Origin of the sequence: Paenarthrobacter sp. AR 02 (assembly GCF_021538675.1) — a bacterium.
Lineage (GTDB): Bacteria > Actinomycetota > Actinomycetes > Actinomycetales > Micrococcaceae > Arthrobacter.
Genome location: NZ_JAJUKH010000008.1, coordinates 38,860 through 54,411 on the forward strand (window position 1 = coordinate 38,860; position 15,552 = coordinate 54,411).

12 protein-coding genes are annotated in these 15,552 nt (G+C 62.0%); 10 read left to right on the top strand and 2 right to left on the bottom strand.

The window, feature by feature from the left end:
• Positions 1 to 32 precede the first annotated feature (32 nt).
• From LRQ04_RS14755 to LRQ04_RS14790, 8 genes are all read left to right on the top strand, one after another.
• The gene (locus tag LRQ04_RS14755) at positions 33 to 257 is read left to right on the top strand and encodes a helix-turn-helix domain-containing protein (protein ID WP_167510528.1); all 225 of its coding nucleotides are present in this window, start codon (positions 33 to 35) and stop codon (positions 255 to 257) included.
• A gap of 23 nt (positions 258 to 280) precedes the next feature.
• Positions 281 to 1,546: a HipA domain-containing protein gene (locus LRQ04_RS14760; protein WP_235520982.1), complete on the top strand. Its 1,266-nt coding sequence runs from the start codon at positions 281 to 283 to the stop codon at positions 1,544 to 1,546.
• 70 nt (positions 1,547 to 1,616) lie between these two features.
• Positions 1,617 to 5,015, top strand: coding sequence for a DEAD/DEAH box helicase family protein (locus LRQ04_RS14765; RefSeq protein WP_235520983.1), 3,399 nt, complete (start codon positions 1,617 to 1,619; stop codon positions 5,013 to 5,015).
• A gap of 92 nt (positions 5,016 to 5,107) precedes the next feature.
• Positions 5,108 to 5,836, top strand: coding sequence for a FadR/GntR family transcriptional regulator (locus tag LRQ04_RS14770; RefSeq protein ID WP_235520985.1), 729 nt, complete (start codon positions 5,108 to 5,110; stop codon positions 5,834 to 5,836).
• A 17-nt stretch (positions 5,837 to 5,853) separates the two neighbouring features.
• The gene (locus LRQ04_RS14775) at positions 5,854 to 6,855 is read left to right on the top strand and encodes an asparaginase (protein ID WP_235520987.1); all 1,002 of its coding nucleotides are present in this window, start codon (positions 5,854 to 5,856) and stop codon (positions 6,853 to 6,855) included.
• Positions 6,856 to 6,868: 13 nt separating this feature from the next.
• Positions 6,869 to 8,284 (top strand): aspartate ammonia-lyase, encoded by a 1,416-nt coding sequence (locus tag LRQ04_RS14780; RefSeq protein ID WP_235520989.1) that lies wholly within the window; start codon positions 6,869 to 6,871, stop codon positions 8,282 to 8,284.
• Positions 8,285 to 8,426: 142 nt separating this feature from the next.
• On the top strand, positions 8,427 to 9,935 hold the full coding sequence (locus LRQ04_RS14785) for an amino acid permease (protein ID WP_235520991.1): 1,509 nt from the start codon (positions 8,427 to 8,429) through the stop codon (positions 9,933 to 9,935).
• Between the two features lie 123 nt (positions 9,936 to 10,058).
• Positions 10,059 to 10,730 carry a FadR/GntR family transcriptional regulator gene (locus LRQ04_RS14790; protein WP_235520993.1) on the top strand — a complete coding sequence of 224 codons (672 nt, stop codon included), beginning with the start codon at positions 10,059 to 10,061 and terminating at the stop codon, positions 10,728 to 10,730.
• Here the strand turns inward: LRQ04_RS14790 and LRQ04_RS14795 are convergent.
• Entirely contained in the window at positions 10,727 to 11,692 is a 966-nt protein-coding gene (locus tag LRQ04_RS14795) for an aldo/keto reductase (RefSeq protein WP_235520995.1), read from the bottom strand. The genes LRQ04_RS14790 and LRQ04_RS14795 overlap by 4 nt on opposite strands.
• Positions 11,693 to 11,729: 37 nt before the next feature.
• Positions 11,730 to 13,028 (bottom strand): alpha-L-fucosidase, encoded by a 1,299-nt coding sequence (locus LRQ04_RS14800; protein ID WP_235520997.1) that lies wholly within the window; start codon positions 13,026 to 13,028, stop codon positions 11,730 to 11,732.
• Between the two features lie 188 nt (positions 13,029 to 13,216).
• Between LRQ04_RS14800 and LRQ04_RS14805 the strand changes: the two genes are divergently transcribed.
• On the top strand, positions 13,217 to 14,125 hold the full coding sequence (locus tag LRQ04_RS14805) for a fumarylacetoacetate hydrolase family protein (RefSeq protein WP_235520999.1): 909 nt from the start codon (positions 13,217 to 13,219) through the stop codon (positions 14,123 to 14,125).
• Positions 14,126 to 14,212: 87 nt separating this feature from the next.
• Complete coding sequence (locus tag LRQ04_RS14810; protein ID WP_235521001.1) at positions 14,213 to 15,511, top strand: ATP-binding protein; 1,299 nt, start codon at positions 14,213 to 14,215, stop codon at positions 15,509 to 15,511.
• Positions 15,512 to 15,552: the final 41 nt, after the last annotated feature.

A 15,552-nucleotide genomic window follows, 5' to 3' on the forward strand; every position in this document is an offset into this window, starting at 1 on the left:
TAGAAGTTGCCGTACGGCGACAGGAGCAACTAATGCGCACAGTCCGCGAGGCAGGACCCCTTGTCCGTGAGCTGCGTGAAGAACGAGCTTGGTCCCAAGCAGAGTTGGCCCGGCGAGCCAGCGTCTCACGCACTTTCGTCATCGATCTCGAATCCGGTAAAGCGTCGGTGGAAACGTCCAAGTTCATGGATGTCTTCCAAGCCCTCGGTTTCGAAATCGCAATCCGCGACAGCGAAACGGGAGCGGTCCGGTGGTGAGTTCCCGCGCTCTTGATGTCTTCATGGACGGGACGCTGTGCGGGCGCGTTGAACAGTCGCCGTCGGGAAATCTGACCTTCCGCTACGACCCCGAATACCAGGCAGCCCCGAATGGGACACCGCTGTCCTTATCCATGCCGCTGGCCGCCACCCTGCACAAGAAGCGCAGTGTGCTCCCCTTTCTGCAAGGGCTCCTGCCCGACAGTGAAGGGGCACTGCAGACGATTGCCCGACGGTTCCGGGTGTCCCCGTCCAACCCTTTCGCAATCCTCGAACACATCGGTGCCGACGTCGCGGGTGCGCTGCAATTCATGGCGCCCGGCAAAGGTTCTTCAGATGGCACCCTCTCCAGAACGTCGGTGAAGGCCGTTTCGGACGCAGACGTGTCGGAGTTGCTGGATCATGTGGTGACTGAATACAAGGACGGCACACCCTACGACGATGCAGCAGGACGTTTCAGCCTAGCTGGGGCACAGCCAAAAATTGCCCTGCATCAACTTCCAAACGGCAAGTGGGCAGTTCCAGAAGACGCCACTCCTACGACGCACATCCTGAAACCCGCGGCGGGCAACTTAAGTCGCCTGGATCTAGTGGAGCAGCTGACCATGAGGGCGGCAGCTTTTCTGGGGCTCGAAGTGGCCACGTCCGAACTGAACCGCATCGGTGACTGGGACGTTTTTGTAACACGCCGTTATGACCGCCAGGAAGTGAATGGAACCTGGCATCGCCTCCACCAAGAAGACTTTTGCCAGGCGTTGAGTGTTTCTCCGGCCAAGAAATACCAGCACCGTGACGGCGGGCCGGGCGCGAGCGATATGGCCGGTCTTGTACGATCACTTCCTTTTGAAGCAGACCGCCGTGCAGCAGGAGAAAGGCTGTACCGGGCCCTCGTTTTCAACACCGTGGCGGGTTGCACCGATGCGCATGCCAAAAACTACTCCCTGCTCCTCAACGGCAATCGGGCACAGTTATCGCCGCTCTACGACCTCGCCACCTACGCGCCGTATTGGGATGGGGACTCAAGCATCGACTTGGCCATGAGCGTGAAAGGCGAGTACAGGCTTCAGAGAATCAGCAAGCAGATGCTGGCCTCGACAAGCGTCCAATTTGGCGTTGGTGCAGACGCTGCCCGGGACATAATCGAACACTATTGTGGCGGCATTGTGGAAGCATTCGAAGCTGCCCGCGAAGAGCTGAAATCCCAGCTGGGCTCCGTACCGAAAATCGCCGATGACACTATTGCCAAAGTACAACGTTTGCCATTGGTCGGGGCCACCGGTCTGAAATGAAGACTAAACAGTCGCAGTGTCGTGATTGACTACTTCCAGGACAACGGAGCAACGGATCGGAGACGGCTGCATGGGGGCAGTTACCAGCAACTTTGGGTTCATGCTGGGCGAGTGGCCCGAGTTGGCCAAACAAGCACGCCGGGCCGAACAATTCGCCAGGGTCGATCCCCGCGCTTCCGTGTTCTACGCCCGCTACACCATCGAACGCATTGTTGAGTGGCTTTACCAAGTAGAGCCAGGTTTGGTGATCCCCTATAAAGATGACCTCAACGCGCTACTGAACGAGCCCACGTTCAAGAATCTTGTGGGCGGGCCCATTGCCAACAAGCTCACGATCATCCGCAAAGCCGGCAACAATGCGGTTCACAACTCCGTTGGCCCCACCATCCAAGGCGCTGAGCTCGTGCTTCGCGAACTGCACCACGTTTGCTATTGGCTCGCCAGGAATTACGCCAAAACCGGTAGCCAGCTGCCGCCGTCGTTAATTTTCGACGCCTCGGCCCTGACCCCAAAACCTAAGACTCCGGTCCAACAGCAGTCGCCCGAAGAACTCCAAGCACTCGAAAGTCAGCTCAAAGCAAAGGACGAGGCGCTTGCACAGGCAGCTGCCGACTCCGCTGACCTCAAGGCCCAGCTGGAGATTCTGCAGGCCGAAGTTGCCGAGGCCAAGAAGCAGAACCAGACGGTCCCCGACCACCATGACTATGACGAGGCCCTGACCCGCAGGCACCTCATCGATCTGGAACTCCACGAGGCGGGCTGGCCGCTCAGCAACACAGAAGACCGCGAATTCAAGGTCGACACCATGCCCACGGCAAGCGGCACGCTCAGTGGCGTCGGCTACGTGGATTACGTGCTGTGGGGCGCTGACGGACTGCCTCTGGCGGTGGTCGAAGCGAAGCGGACCACCAAAGATCCCCATGTTGGAAAGCAACAGGCCAAGCTGTACGCCGACTGCCTGGAGCGTCGATACGGCCGGCGCCCCATCATCTACTACACCTCCGGTTACGAGACTTGGATGTGGGACGACACCATGTACCCGGAACGCGCGGTGCAGGGATTCCACACTAGAGATCAACTGCAACTACTGGTCAACCGCCGACAGAGCCGAAAGCCCCTGGCTGAACAGGCAATCGACAACTCGATCGTCGAACGCCCCTACCAACACAACGCCATCCGGGCCGTCACGGAAGCTTACGAGAAGGACTGCGAGCGCAAGGCGCTTGTAGTCATGGCGACAGGCACGGGCAAGACGCGCACTGTCGTCGCACTCGCCAAGCTCCTGCAGGAAGCCAACTGGGCCAAACGCGTTCTATTCCTCGCCGACCGGGTTGCCTTGGTCAAGCAAGCGGCAAATGCGTTCAAGGCCCACCTGCCCGGTTCCAGTCCCGTCATTCTCGGCTCGGGCGAAGAAGCAGACAGCCGCATCCACGTGGCGACATATCCGACAATGATGAACCTCATCAACAGGACCGAGGGAAAGCTCGGACAGCGGACCTTTGGCATTGGCCACTACGACCTCATCATCGTCGATGAAGCCCACCGGTCGGTCTACCAAAAGTACAGGGCAATTTTCCAGTACTTCGATTCGCTCCTCATCGGGCTGACGGCCACGCCACAGTCAGAGGTGGACCGCAACACCTACAGCCTCTTCGGCATCGAGGACAACGTTCCGACGTTTGCCTATGAACTCAGCGAAGCCATCGAGGCCGGATATCTCGTGCCGCCGCGTGTCGTTCCGGTTCCGCTGAAGTTTCCCGATCAAGGTATCTCTTACGAGGACCTTTCTGAAGCTGCCAAAGAAGAGTGGGACCAGCTCGAGTGGGATGAAGACGGTGAAATCCCGGATTCCGTGGACGCCACCGCGATCAATACCTGGCTCTTCAACGCCGACACAGTGGACAAGGCGTTGGAAGTCCTTATGACCCGCGGCCACAAGGTTGCCGGCGGGGATCGCTTGGGCAAGACCATCATCTTCGCGAAGAACAACAAGCACGCGGAGTACATTGCTGAACGCTTTGACAAGAACTACCCGGCTTACAAGGGCCAGTTTGCTCGCGTCATCACCTATCAGGTGAACTACGCCCAGAATCTCATCGACGAATTCTCGACCACCGAGAGCAACCCCCACATCGCCATTTCAGTAGACATGCTGGACACCGGCGTAGACGTGCCGGACGTCGTCAACCTTGTCTTCTTCAAGATGGTCAGGTCCAAGACCAAGTTCTGGCAAATGGTGGGCCGCGGTACGCGCCTGCGCCCGGAACTGTACGGGCCGGGCGAGGACAAGAAGGACTTCTTCATCTTCGATCTCTGCCGCAATGCCGAATTTTTCAATGCAGGCATGCCCAGCAACGAAGGGTCGCTGGGCAAATCACTTGCGGAGACAACGTTTGCTGCACGCGTCCGGCTCCTCCAAACGTTTGCTGACCTTCAATGGGATCCTCAAGCGCCAGTCGTTACCGACCTTCGACAAACCCTGAAACACACAGTTGACCGGCTGCCGCTGGACAACTTCCTCGTCAAGCCAGCGCGCAAATGGGTGGACAGGTTCACCGAGGAAACAGCGTGGACTTCCTTGGCGGCCGAGGACTTCCAGGCTTTGCAAACCGAGATCGCCAAGCTCTCTTCCATTGGCGCGCCCGCGGGCACGGAAGAGGCCAAGCGCTTTGACTATCTGATGCTCCAGACAGAATTGGCGTCCCTGCAGCAATCGGCGGTTGGGCCGTTCCGGATAAAGATCCAAGCAATAGCCTCCGCCCTGCAAGACCAGCAGAGCATCCCGGCCATCGCCGCTCAACTGCCATTGCTGGAAACAATCCTGCACGACGAGGAATGGCAATCTGTTTCCTTGGAGTGGCTGGAGGAAATCCGTCGGCGGCTCCGGGGACTGGTCCATCTCATTGAAAAGCGGAAACGCAAGGTGGTCTATACAAACTTCCAGGACGAGCTCGGCGTGCTTGAGGAAGTTGAACTGGTGGGTGCAACGAACGGCTTCGTGGACCTCCCCCGTTATAAAGAGAAAATGCGTTCGTACTTGGCACAATACGAGGAGCACGCAACCATCCAACGGCTGCGACGCAACAAGCAACTGACCGAGTTGGACCTCGAAGAGCTAGAACGCATACTCCTGGAAAGCGGCTTGGGTTCGCTCGAAGACTTGAATCGCGCCGCCAACGATGGGCTCGGCCTTTTTGTCCGTTCCCTGGTTGGTTTGGACCGCGAAGCCGTCGAGGAAGCGTTGTCAGAGTTTGTGGCCGGTACGACGCTCACGGCCCAGCAGCTGAACTTCCTCAACGTACTGACCACTCATCTGATGGAAAACGGAAAAGTCAGCCCAAAAGCCTTGTTCAACTCTCCATACAACGAGCTGGCCCCGTCCGGCCCGGATGTGCTGTTCGGCGATGAGAAAATTGGGCAGCTGATCAGCATTCTTCGCTCCATCGAGAACCATGCGAAGGTGAGCTGAACGGCAGTGGCGATTGCCGCCGTCGTTCGCCAAACCGTGAAGCGGTTCTTTCAGCGTTGACAGTGCCTTGTGACCCGTGCCATATTCAAAGCGTGAACCTGTCAGACAGCCGGACAGCTGGACAACCCGAGTTCCCGGGCCATGCCGCTGCGCACACCCCGATCTCCCGCATTTCCGCAGCTGAAGCGGTCTTCGCGGCCCTGAGGCGCGCCATCGAGGGCGGCCAGTTCGACGTCGGCACCAAGCTGAGCTCCGAGGCGACGCTCGCCGCCCAGTACGGCGTAAGCCGCTCAGTAATCCGGGAGGCCTTGAGGTCCTGCAACACCTTGGGCCTGACCATGACCAAAACCGGCAAGGGCACTTTCATTGTGGCCAACAAGGTCGCTAACGACCTTACCTTGGGACAGTACAGCGCGCGCGATCTTAACGAAGCACGTCCCCACATCGAGATCCCGGCCGCCGGGCTTGCGGCCCAACGACGGACCGACGAGGAGCTCGAGCACCTCAAGGACATTGTTCAGGAAATGCTCAACGAGACCGATCCCGAGGCCTGGGTGAACCTGGACGCCACTTTCCACTCCGCCGTCGCCCGCGCCAGCGGAAACCGGGTGTTCGCCAGCGTTGTCTCAGACATCCGCGAGGCCTTGGCCCACCAGTCCGAAACCCTCAACCTTGTGGCGGACCGGCAGCACCGCTCCGACGAGGAACACCTCGCAGTGCTCAACGCCATCGAAGCCGGCGACTCCGAAGCCGCCAGCAAGGCAATGGCCGACCACCTTCAGGCCGTCAGCGTCGCCCTGGACACGATCCTCAGCAAATGACCCACCCAAAGGACACCATGACCGTCCCAGCAGCACCGGCCCATCAGGCCGAGGCGCGGAATGCGCCCAACCACGTTCCGCTCGTCGAGGTAACCCGCGACGGGTTGGTGGAGAGCATCCATTACGGCTCGCTGATCGCCTTGAACGAAGACGGCAGCACAGCAGCATCAGCAGGTGAGCCGGATGCGCCGATGTACCCGCGTTCAAGCCTGAAGCCGCTCCAGGCGGTTGCACTCCTTAAAGCCGGTTTGGACATCCCGGAGAACCTTCTGGCACTCACGGCAGCAAGCCACTCGGGGGCAGAAATGCACCGCAGCGGCGCCCAGGAAATCCTGAAGCTGCACAGCCTTACCGAAAAGGACCTGGCCAACAGCACTGACCTCCCTTATGGAGTAAAAGAGCGCGAGGAATGGCTTCGCGCCGGCAACGGTCCCACCCGGATCGCGCAGAACTGTTCAGGTAAGCACGCTTCCATGACCGCCGTTTGCGTCATCAATGGCTGGCCTGTGGAGGGGTACTTGCACCCAGAGCACCCGTTGCAAGTCCTGGTCCGCGACACCATTACCGAACTCACCGGCGAGGAAGCCGCGGCGGTCAGCACTGACGGCTGCGGAACACCGCTTTTTGCCCACTCGCTGCACGGAATGGCCCGGGCATACGGTCGCCTGGCCGCCGCGGACCCGAACACCAACGAGGGCAAGGTGGCGCACGCCATGCGCCGTTTCCCGGAGATGGTCGCCGGTGAAGGCCGCGACGTCACGGCTTTGATGCGCGCCGTCCCGGGACTGCTTGCGAAGGACGGCTTTGAAGGCCTCCAGCTGGTGGGACTCCCCGACGGCACGGGCGTCGCCGTGAAGATTTCCGACGGCGGTGACCGCGCCCGCATGCCCGTCACCGTTGAGGTCCTCCGCCACTTGGGTGTCGACGGCGGCAGCTTGGACACGCTTCAAAGCCCACCCGTACTGGGCGGCGGCCTTCCGGTCGGCGAACTCCGTGCAGCCCAAATTTTCAGCAACTAAACCAAGGACAGCTATGACCACCGTCGATCAGGCGATCCCCCTCCGCTCCGAACACGACCTTCTGGGCGACCGCAATGTACCCGCGGACGCCTACTGGGGCGTCCATACCCTCCGCGCCATCGAGAACTTCCCCATCACGGGGCAGCCGCTCTCCACCAACAAGCACCTTGTCAGGGGCCTGGCCGCTGTGAAGCAAGCCGCAGCCCGCACCAACCACGAGCTCGGACTCCTGGACGCCGAGCGCGCAGGGGCCATTGATCAAGCCTGCCAGGACATCATGGACGGCATGCTGCAGGACCAGTTCATGGTGGACGTGATCCAGGGCGGCGCCGGCACCAGCTCCAACATGAATGCCAACGAGGTCATCGCCAACCGTGCGCTGGAAATTCTGGGCCACCCCAAGGGTGACTACTCCAAGCTGCACCCGAATGACCACGTCAACCTGAGCCAGTCCACCAACGACGTCTACCCAACGGCGGTGAACCTGGCCACGATCTTCTCGGTCAAGGAACTGCTGGAGGCCCTGGAGGAACTCGAGGTGGCCTTCGCCGAAAAGGGCCGTGAGTTCCGGACCGTGGTGAAGATGGGCCGCACCCAGCTTCAGGATGCAGTCCCCATGACGTTGGGCCAGGAGTTCGGCGGCTACGCCGTCACCATCGGCGAGGACCGGGCCCGCCTGGACGAGTCGCACATGCTCATCCACGAGATCAACCTGGGGGCAACCGCCATCGGAACGGGCTTGAACGCCCCGGCCGGCTACGCGGACGCTGCATGCCGCCACCTGGCAGAGATCACCGGCCTTCCTTTGCTCACGGCCGCGGACCTGATCGAGGCCACCCAGGATGTCGGCGCTTTCGTGCACCTCTCAGGTGTGCTCAAGCGTGTGGCTGTGAAGCTTTCCAAGATTTGCAACGACCTCCGCTTGCTGTCCTCGGGACCGCGTGCGGGTTTGGGCGAGATCAACCTTCCGGCTGTGCAGTCGGGTTCGTCGATCATGCCCGGCAAGATCAATCCGGTGATCCCGGAAGTGGTCAGCCAAGTGGCATACGAGGTCATCGGCAACGATGTAACCGTCACCATGGCCGCGGAGGCGGGCCAGCTTCAGTTGAACGCCTTCGAGCCGATCATTGTGCACAGCCTGCACAAGAGCATTTCCCACCTGGAAGCAGCGTGCCGCACCCTTACGGCCCGCTGCGTCCGGGGCATCACCGCAAACACCGAACGGCTACGGCTTACCGTGGAGCAGTCGATCGGCCTTGTCACGGCATTGAACCCCCATATCGGTTACGCCTCCGCCACTGCTATTGCGCAGGAGGCACTGGCAACGGGCAAGGGCGTTGCAGAGCTCGTTCTGGAACATGGTCTGCTGACCGCGTCCCAGCTCGAAGAACTGCTCAGCCCTGAACGTCTGGCGAATCTGAGCAAATAGGCTCAAACTGGCCAATAACCCAGCGGCTTCCGCCAGCCGTTACGCCCCATGAGGCATACCCCACGCGGCACTGTCCAGCGAGCCCGGATCCCGAACCGGGCACTCCCATGGACACCCCAACAGGACACCCCTAAGGATTCCAATGACCAACCCCATCACGGACCACACGGTCCCGGCCCAAGCGCATGCCACGGAGAAATCCCTCCACAAGGAGGACTCCGGCTACCACAAGGACCTGAAGCCGCGCCAGATCCAAATGATCGCGATCGGTGGCGCCATCGGCACCGGCCTGTTCCTGGGCGCCGGCGGCCGGCTCAACGCAGCTGGCCCGTCGCTGGTAATCGCCTACGCAGTCTGCGGCTTTTTCGCGTTCCTGATCCTTCGCGCACTCGGTGAACTCGTTCTGCACCGCCCGTCGTCGGGATCCTTCGTCTCCTACGCCCGTGAGTTCTATGGTGAGAAGGCAGCCTTCGTCTCGGGCTGGTTCTACTGGATCAACTGGGCCACCACCACGATTGTGGACATCACGGCGGCCGCGCTGTACATGAACTTCTTCGGAAAGTACGTCCCGTGGATGGGCGCCGTTCCGCAGTGGGCCTGGGCCCTGATCGCGCTGGTCGTTGTCCTCAGCCTCAACCTGGTATCGGTGAAGGTCTTCGGCGAAATGGAGTTCTGGTTCGCGCTGATCAAGGTGGCCGCGTTGGTGGCCTTCCTCCTGGTTGGCACGTACTTCGTCATCTTCGGTACCCCCGTCGATGGCCAGACGGTCGGTTTCAGCCTCATCTCCGATAACGGCGGCATCTTCCCGAACGGCATCCTGCCGATGATTATCCTCATGCAGGGTGTGCTGTTCGCGTACGCTTCCATCGAGCTCGTGGGTACCGCTGCCGGTGAAACGCCCAACCCCGAGAAGATCATGCCCAAGGCCATCAACTCCGTGGTCTTCCGTATCGCGGTGTTCTACGTTGGCTCGGTCATCCTGCTCGCGCTGCTTCTCCCCTACACCTCGTACCAGAAGGGCGTCAGCCCGTTCGTGACGTTCTTCGGCTCCATCGGTGTCCAAGGCGTGGATGTCATCATGAACCTCGTGGTCCTCACCGCTGCCCTGTCGTCACTGAACGCCGGCCTCTACTCCACGGGCCGTATCCTTCGCTCCATGTCGGTGGCCGGCTCGGCTCCGAAGTTCGCGCAGCGCATGAACAAGGCAGGCGTTCCTTACGGGGGTATCGCCATCACCGCAGGCGTCTCGCTGCTGGGTGTTCCGCTGAACTACCTCGTCCCGTCCGACGCCTTCGAAATCGTCCTCAACGTCGCCTCCGTGGGCATCATCGTCACCTGGGCCACCATCGTCCTGTGCCAGATGCAACTGAAACGCTGGTCCGACAAGGGCTGGGTGAAGCGCCCGTCCTTCCGGCTTTTCGGAGCTCCGTACACGGGTTGGCTGTCCTTGATCTTCCTGGCCGGCGTGCTGGTCATGGTGTTCATCGAGTCGCCGCTCACCATGCTGGTCACCGCATTCGCCTGTGGCCTCATGGTCTGGGGCTGGTTCCTGTGCCGCAAGCAGATCCATGAGCTTGCCGCCACCCGCGATGGCTACACCGGCAGCGCCCCGGTTATCGCCAACCGCCCCCTTCCGGGCGGCGACAGGTAACAAACGCCAACTCACGACGGCGGCACCCGGTTCCGTACCTGCGGAACCCAGGTGCCGCCGTCGTAAGTTAATGCCCTACGCGGCGTAAGCAGACATCCGATCATTGGTGGCTACTATTGGTCCATGGCTGTCACAGATGAGGCGATCGGCAAGATCAAGGACATGCTGATCCGTGGGGAACTCAAGGCCGGCGATCGACTTCCGCCGGAAAAGGAACTGAGCGAAAGGCTTGGTCTTTCAAGGAGTTCGCTGCGCGAAGCGGTGAAGGCCCTCGAACTGATCCGCGTGCTGGACGTCCGCCGTGGCGATGGAACCTACGTGACCAGCCTCGACGCCAAACTCCTCAACGAGGCCGTGGCGTTCGTGGTGGACCTGCACCAGGACCGGTCCATCCTTGAGCTCTTCGAGGTCCGACGAATCCTTGAACCGGCCACCGCACACTTGGCAGCAGGGAAAATCACCGCCGAAGATCTCAAGAGGCTTCGCGGCACCATGGACGGCATCGACGAGAACACGGACGTCGAGGAGCTCGTGGCCCACGACCTCGAATTCCACGGCATCATCACCGAAGCCGCGGGAAACGACTACCTCGGCAGCCTCCTTGAAGCCCTGTCGAGCAGCACGGTGCGGGCCAGGATCTGGCGGGGGCTGACCCAGGAGAAGGCTGTCGCCCACACCCTGTCCGAGCATCGGGCCATCACGGACGCTTTGGAGCGCGGTGATGCGGAATTGGTGCGGGCATTGGCCACCGTGCACATCAGCGGCGTGGAGAACTGGTTGCGCCAGGCGCTCTAACCGCCGGACTGGGTGTCACTGCCTATGGCCGCCAGGGCGTTCCACAGCTCTTCGGGAACCGGTTCCTCCATCCGCGCGGCGTTCGAGGCAACCTGTTCGGGAGAGGTCGCCCCGGCCGTCACGTTCACCACGGCCGGATGGCGCAGCGGGAACTGGAGCGCCGCCGTCGGAAGTTCCACCCCGAAGTCGCGGCAAACTTCCGCCAGGCGTCGCGCCCGCTCCAATAGGTGTGGCGGCGCCTGATCGTAGTTGTAGTGCGCATCGTCCGGGACGTCGGGACGGGCCAGGAGGCCCGAGTTGTAGACGCCAACATTGACGACGCCGGTGCGGCGCTCCACACAGCGCTCCAGGAGCGGAACCGTGGGCTGCTCCAGTAGCGTGTATCGGCCAGCGAGCATGACGAGGTCCAGGTTGGCGGCCTCGACGCATTCCAATGCCGCCTCGGTCGAGTTGAGGCCAACGCCGATGGCTTTGACGACGCCTTCGGACCGTAGCTTTTCCAAAGCCGGCAGCCCCTGCGTGATCCCTTCCCGGAGATCGTGGACGTCGGCATCGTGGAGGTAGGCGATATCCACGTGGGTGAGGCCAAGCCGGTCCAGCGAATCCTCGATGCTGCGGCGAATCCCCGCCTCGGAGAAGTCCCACACGCGCTTGGCGGTAGCTGGAACGTCGAAGCCCTCCGGATCCTGGCCACCGGCAGCGTTCGGCTCGAGCAGCCGGCCCACCTTGGTGGAGATCACGAAGTCGTCCCTCGGCTTGTCCCGGAGGACCGCACCCAACCGTTGCTCCGAGAGGCCCAAGCCGTAGTGCGGGGCCGTATCGAAGTACCGGATGCCCGCGTCCCAGGCAGCGAGAACGGTGGCAAGGGCTTCCCCGTCCGGGATGGCCCGGTACAGGTTACCGATGCCCGCCCCGCCGAAACCGAGCTTGCCGAGGTTCAGTGGTGTCAAGGCAACTCCCATACTTTGTGGATACCCCATTCCTCCCCCGGGCAAACCGCTAAGCGCGATCCACCCGCTCACCGGGCTTCAGGAACAGTTCAATCACCGGAACCGCTACGTCGGGCCGCTGGACCGGGAGTTTCACGGTCAACGTTCCGGGAGGCTGGCCGCCAGGGGTCAAGTTCATTGCCTGCTGCTGGGGATCGACTTCACGGAGGAACACCTCGGAGGCGTCGTTCAGCAACTGCGCATACTCGACCTTGCCGGCCAGGCCCGGGAGATGGACGTACTCAAACGGCCACGCGAACAGGTGCACGTAGAGCCGGTCACCGCGCTGCGTGTAGCGGGCATCCGGCGGGGCTGTGAATGCCGAGGCCCCGGCGCCGTAGATGGAGCGGGAGTGCAACGTCATCCACTCGCCAATTCCTTCCAGCGAGGCCAATGCCCGGGGATCGATGGCGCCCCTCCCTGTCGGGCCGACGTTCAGGAGCAGGTTGCCGCCCTTGGACACCCCGTCAACGAGCATCCTGATGAGCATATCCACGGACTTGTAGTCGAGGTTGTCGCGGTCGTAGCCCCAGCTGCCATTGAGGGTCTGGCACGCCTCCCAGGTGACCGGGACGCCGTCGAGCATCATGGGGCCGGCGGGCTGGTACTGTTCCGGCGTGATGAAGTCTCCCGGTATATCCAGCCGGTCATTGACGACGATTCCGGGCTGCAACTCCCGCACCATGGCCAGCAGGGCCTCGGAATCCCAGTCCTTCCGGCCCTTGCCGCCCCAGAACTCCTCCTGCTCGAGCCCCGCGTAGGAAAAGTCGAAAAACAGGTAGTCGATAGTGCCGTAGTTGCTCAAGAGCTCTCCCACCTGGCCGTGCAGGTACTCCCGGTAGCGGGCCATGTCCCGTCCGCTGTTCAAACTCTCGACGTCGGGTGCGTTGCGTTGCGGGTGTACCCCGTCGATGGTGAAGTCCGGGTGGTGCCAGTCGATGAGCGAGTGGTAGAAACCGACTTTCAGTCCCTCGGCCCTGAGCGCTTCGACATACGGGGTGATCAGGTCCCGGCCGGCTGGCGTGTTGGTGGCCTTGTACTCGGTCAGCGCCGAGTCCCACAGGCAAAAGCCGTCATGGTGCTTGGTGGTGAGGACCACGTACTTCATACCCGCGGAACGGGCGACACGGGCCCAATCACGGGGATCGTAAAGATCCGGATCAAAGCGCCGGAAGTACTGTTCATAGGCTTCAACACTGATTTCCTCCCGGTTCATCACCCACTCATGCCGGGCAGGGAGCGCATAGAGTCCCCAGTGCACGAACATCCCCAAACGGGCCTCTTCAAACCATGGTGCGTGCTGGATCAACGGGTTTCCTTCCATGCAGGGCTGTTCGGAAAGCTGAGTATCACGGTGCTCATTCGGATCTTGAAGTCCAGATTCCCACCGACACTAAACATCTGATGTATTACTTGTCAACGGGTCACATTTCCGAAGCAAGGGCGACAACTTCACACTAGAGTTCGGATGTTAGTCCCGAACGCACGGAGGAAGCCATGACCTTGAAATTCGCCAGGCTGGGTACGGCCGGAAACGAACAACCGGCAGTCATCGCCCAGGACGCCGACGGAACCGAGAAATACTTCAGCCTCACGGCTCTGACCAACGACATCGACGGCGGTTTCCTCGCCTCGGACGGCATCGCACGCACCCGTGAGGCCCTGGACAAAGGCGAACTCCCCGAAATCTCCGCGGTGGGGCTTCGCGTCGGCGCACCAGTGGCCCGGCCCGGTGCCGTGGTGGCCATCGGCCTGAACTACACCGCCCACGCAGCAGAATCCGGTGCAACTCCGCCCGAGGTACCCGTGGTGTTCCTCAAGCCGAGCAACACCATAGTCGGCCCTTTCGACGCTGCCCCCATCCCGCCGTCGTCGGAAAAGTACGACTACGAAGTGGAACTGGCAATCGTGATCGGCCGGGAAGCGTCATACCTTTCCTCCCTTGAGGAGGCGGAAGACTGCATCGCAGGCTACGCCGTAGCCAATGACCTCTCCGAGCGCGAATACCAAATCCCGGGCGCGGCCGGACAGTGGACCAAGGGCAAATCCCTGCCGGCTTCCACTCCCCTGGGTCCGTGGCTGGTTCCCGCCTCCGACATCGACCCGGACAACCTGCACCTCCAGACCGTGGTCAACGGCGAATCCCGACAGGACTCCAGCACCTCGGACATGATCTTCGACCCCGCCACGATCGTCCACCACCTCAGCCAGTACATGGTCCTTGAACCCGGTGATGTCATCATCACGGGAACGCCGGAAGGGGTAGCCATGTCCGGCCGGTTCCCGTTCATCCAGCCGGGTGACGTGGTGGAGGTGGAAATTGAGGGCCTGGGAAGCCAGCGCCAGGAGTACTTCCGAGCCACGGCACGCAGCACCCCAGGAGTGCGGTTGCATCCCGTTTCGTAACGCAACGGGGGCGCAACCTTCGGCAGCAGTGATTCGCCTATGCTCAACTCCAAGGCATCAACGGCGATCCACCGAGGAGTTATGAGCATGACGAACTGGCGCATCAGGGACTTCCACTCGTCCGATCTGGACGGCATCCTGCACCTCTGGGAGTCGCTCAAAGCTGACGGTGTTGAACCTGTGTACGCACTGTCCGAGGTCCTCGCCTCCTGCGAAAAGGACCACGCAGTGGTTGCGGTGCAGGGCGAGCAGGTGGTGGGTGCCGCCGTCGGACGCGCCGCCCACGACCAAGGCTGGATCGTTTTTCTCGCCACCCTCACCGAGTTCCGCGGCCGTGGCATCGGCACCTCGCTGCTGTCCGCCGTCGAAAACCGCATGGCCCCGCACGGGCTCAACAAGCTCTCCGCACTGATGCCGGAAACGGAAACGCGCGTCGAGGCGTTCCTGGGCCGCGGCTTCGTCGTCAAGAAGAACCTGCGCTACTTCGAACGGACCATCCCGGTGCAACGCCAGGAACTCGGCGCGCTCGGGCTGCTTGGCGGGCGCATCTTGGCCCGTGATCTCTGGGAGAACGTCGCAGGCATGCGGCGGGAGAAGGAACTCCTGGAGCGCCGGCTGGTGCTGCCGTTGGCCGAAGCAGACCTCGCCGACGAATACGGCGTCGTTCCGCCGCGCGCAGTGGTGCTGTTCGGTCCGCCGGGCACCGGCAAGACTACCTTCGCCAAGGCCATCGCCTCCCGGCTGGAGTGGCCGTTCGTGGAAGTCTTCCCCTCCCGTTTGGCCTCCGACCCCAAAGGCCTGGCCGGGGCACTGCGCGAAACGTTCCTGGAAATCGCCGAGCTCGAGCACGCGGTCGTGTTCATCGACGAGGTCGAAGAGATCGCCTCCCAGCGCGCAGGCGATCCGCCTTCGCCGTTGCAGGGCGTTACCAACGAGCTCCTCAAAATCATCCCGGCCTTCCGCGAACAACCCGGCCGCCTCCTGGTGTGCGCCACCAACTTCATCCGCGCCCTGGACACCGCGTTCCTGCGCCACGGCCGGTTCGACTACGTCATCCCCATCGGCCTGCCGGACGTCCACGCCCGCGAAGCCATGTGGCAACGCTTCATCCCAGCCACGGTGGTGGACTCGGTGGACATCCCATTGCTGGTTTCCCGGACGGAGGGATTCTCGCCGGCGGACATCGAGTTCGCTGCCCGCAGCGCCTCCCAGCGCGCCTTGGAAAAAGCCGTGTACGACGACGGTGCGGCTTCGGGTGGGGCGAACGGACGGAAAGGACCTGTCACGCAGGACTACCTCGACGCAATCGCCGACACCCGCACTACCGTCAGCGCCGAGGTCCACCAGGACTTCCTGGAAGACATCGACGCCCTGGGCCGCGTCTAGGCCGAGCCACCCGCTGAGGTCGCGGCAACGGTAATCTTTGA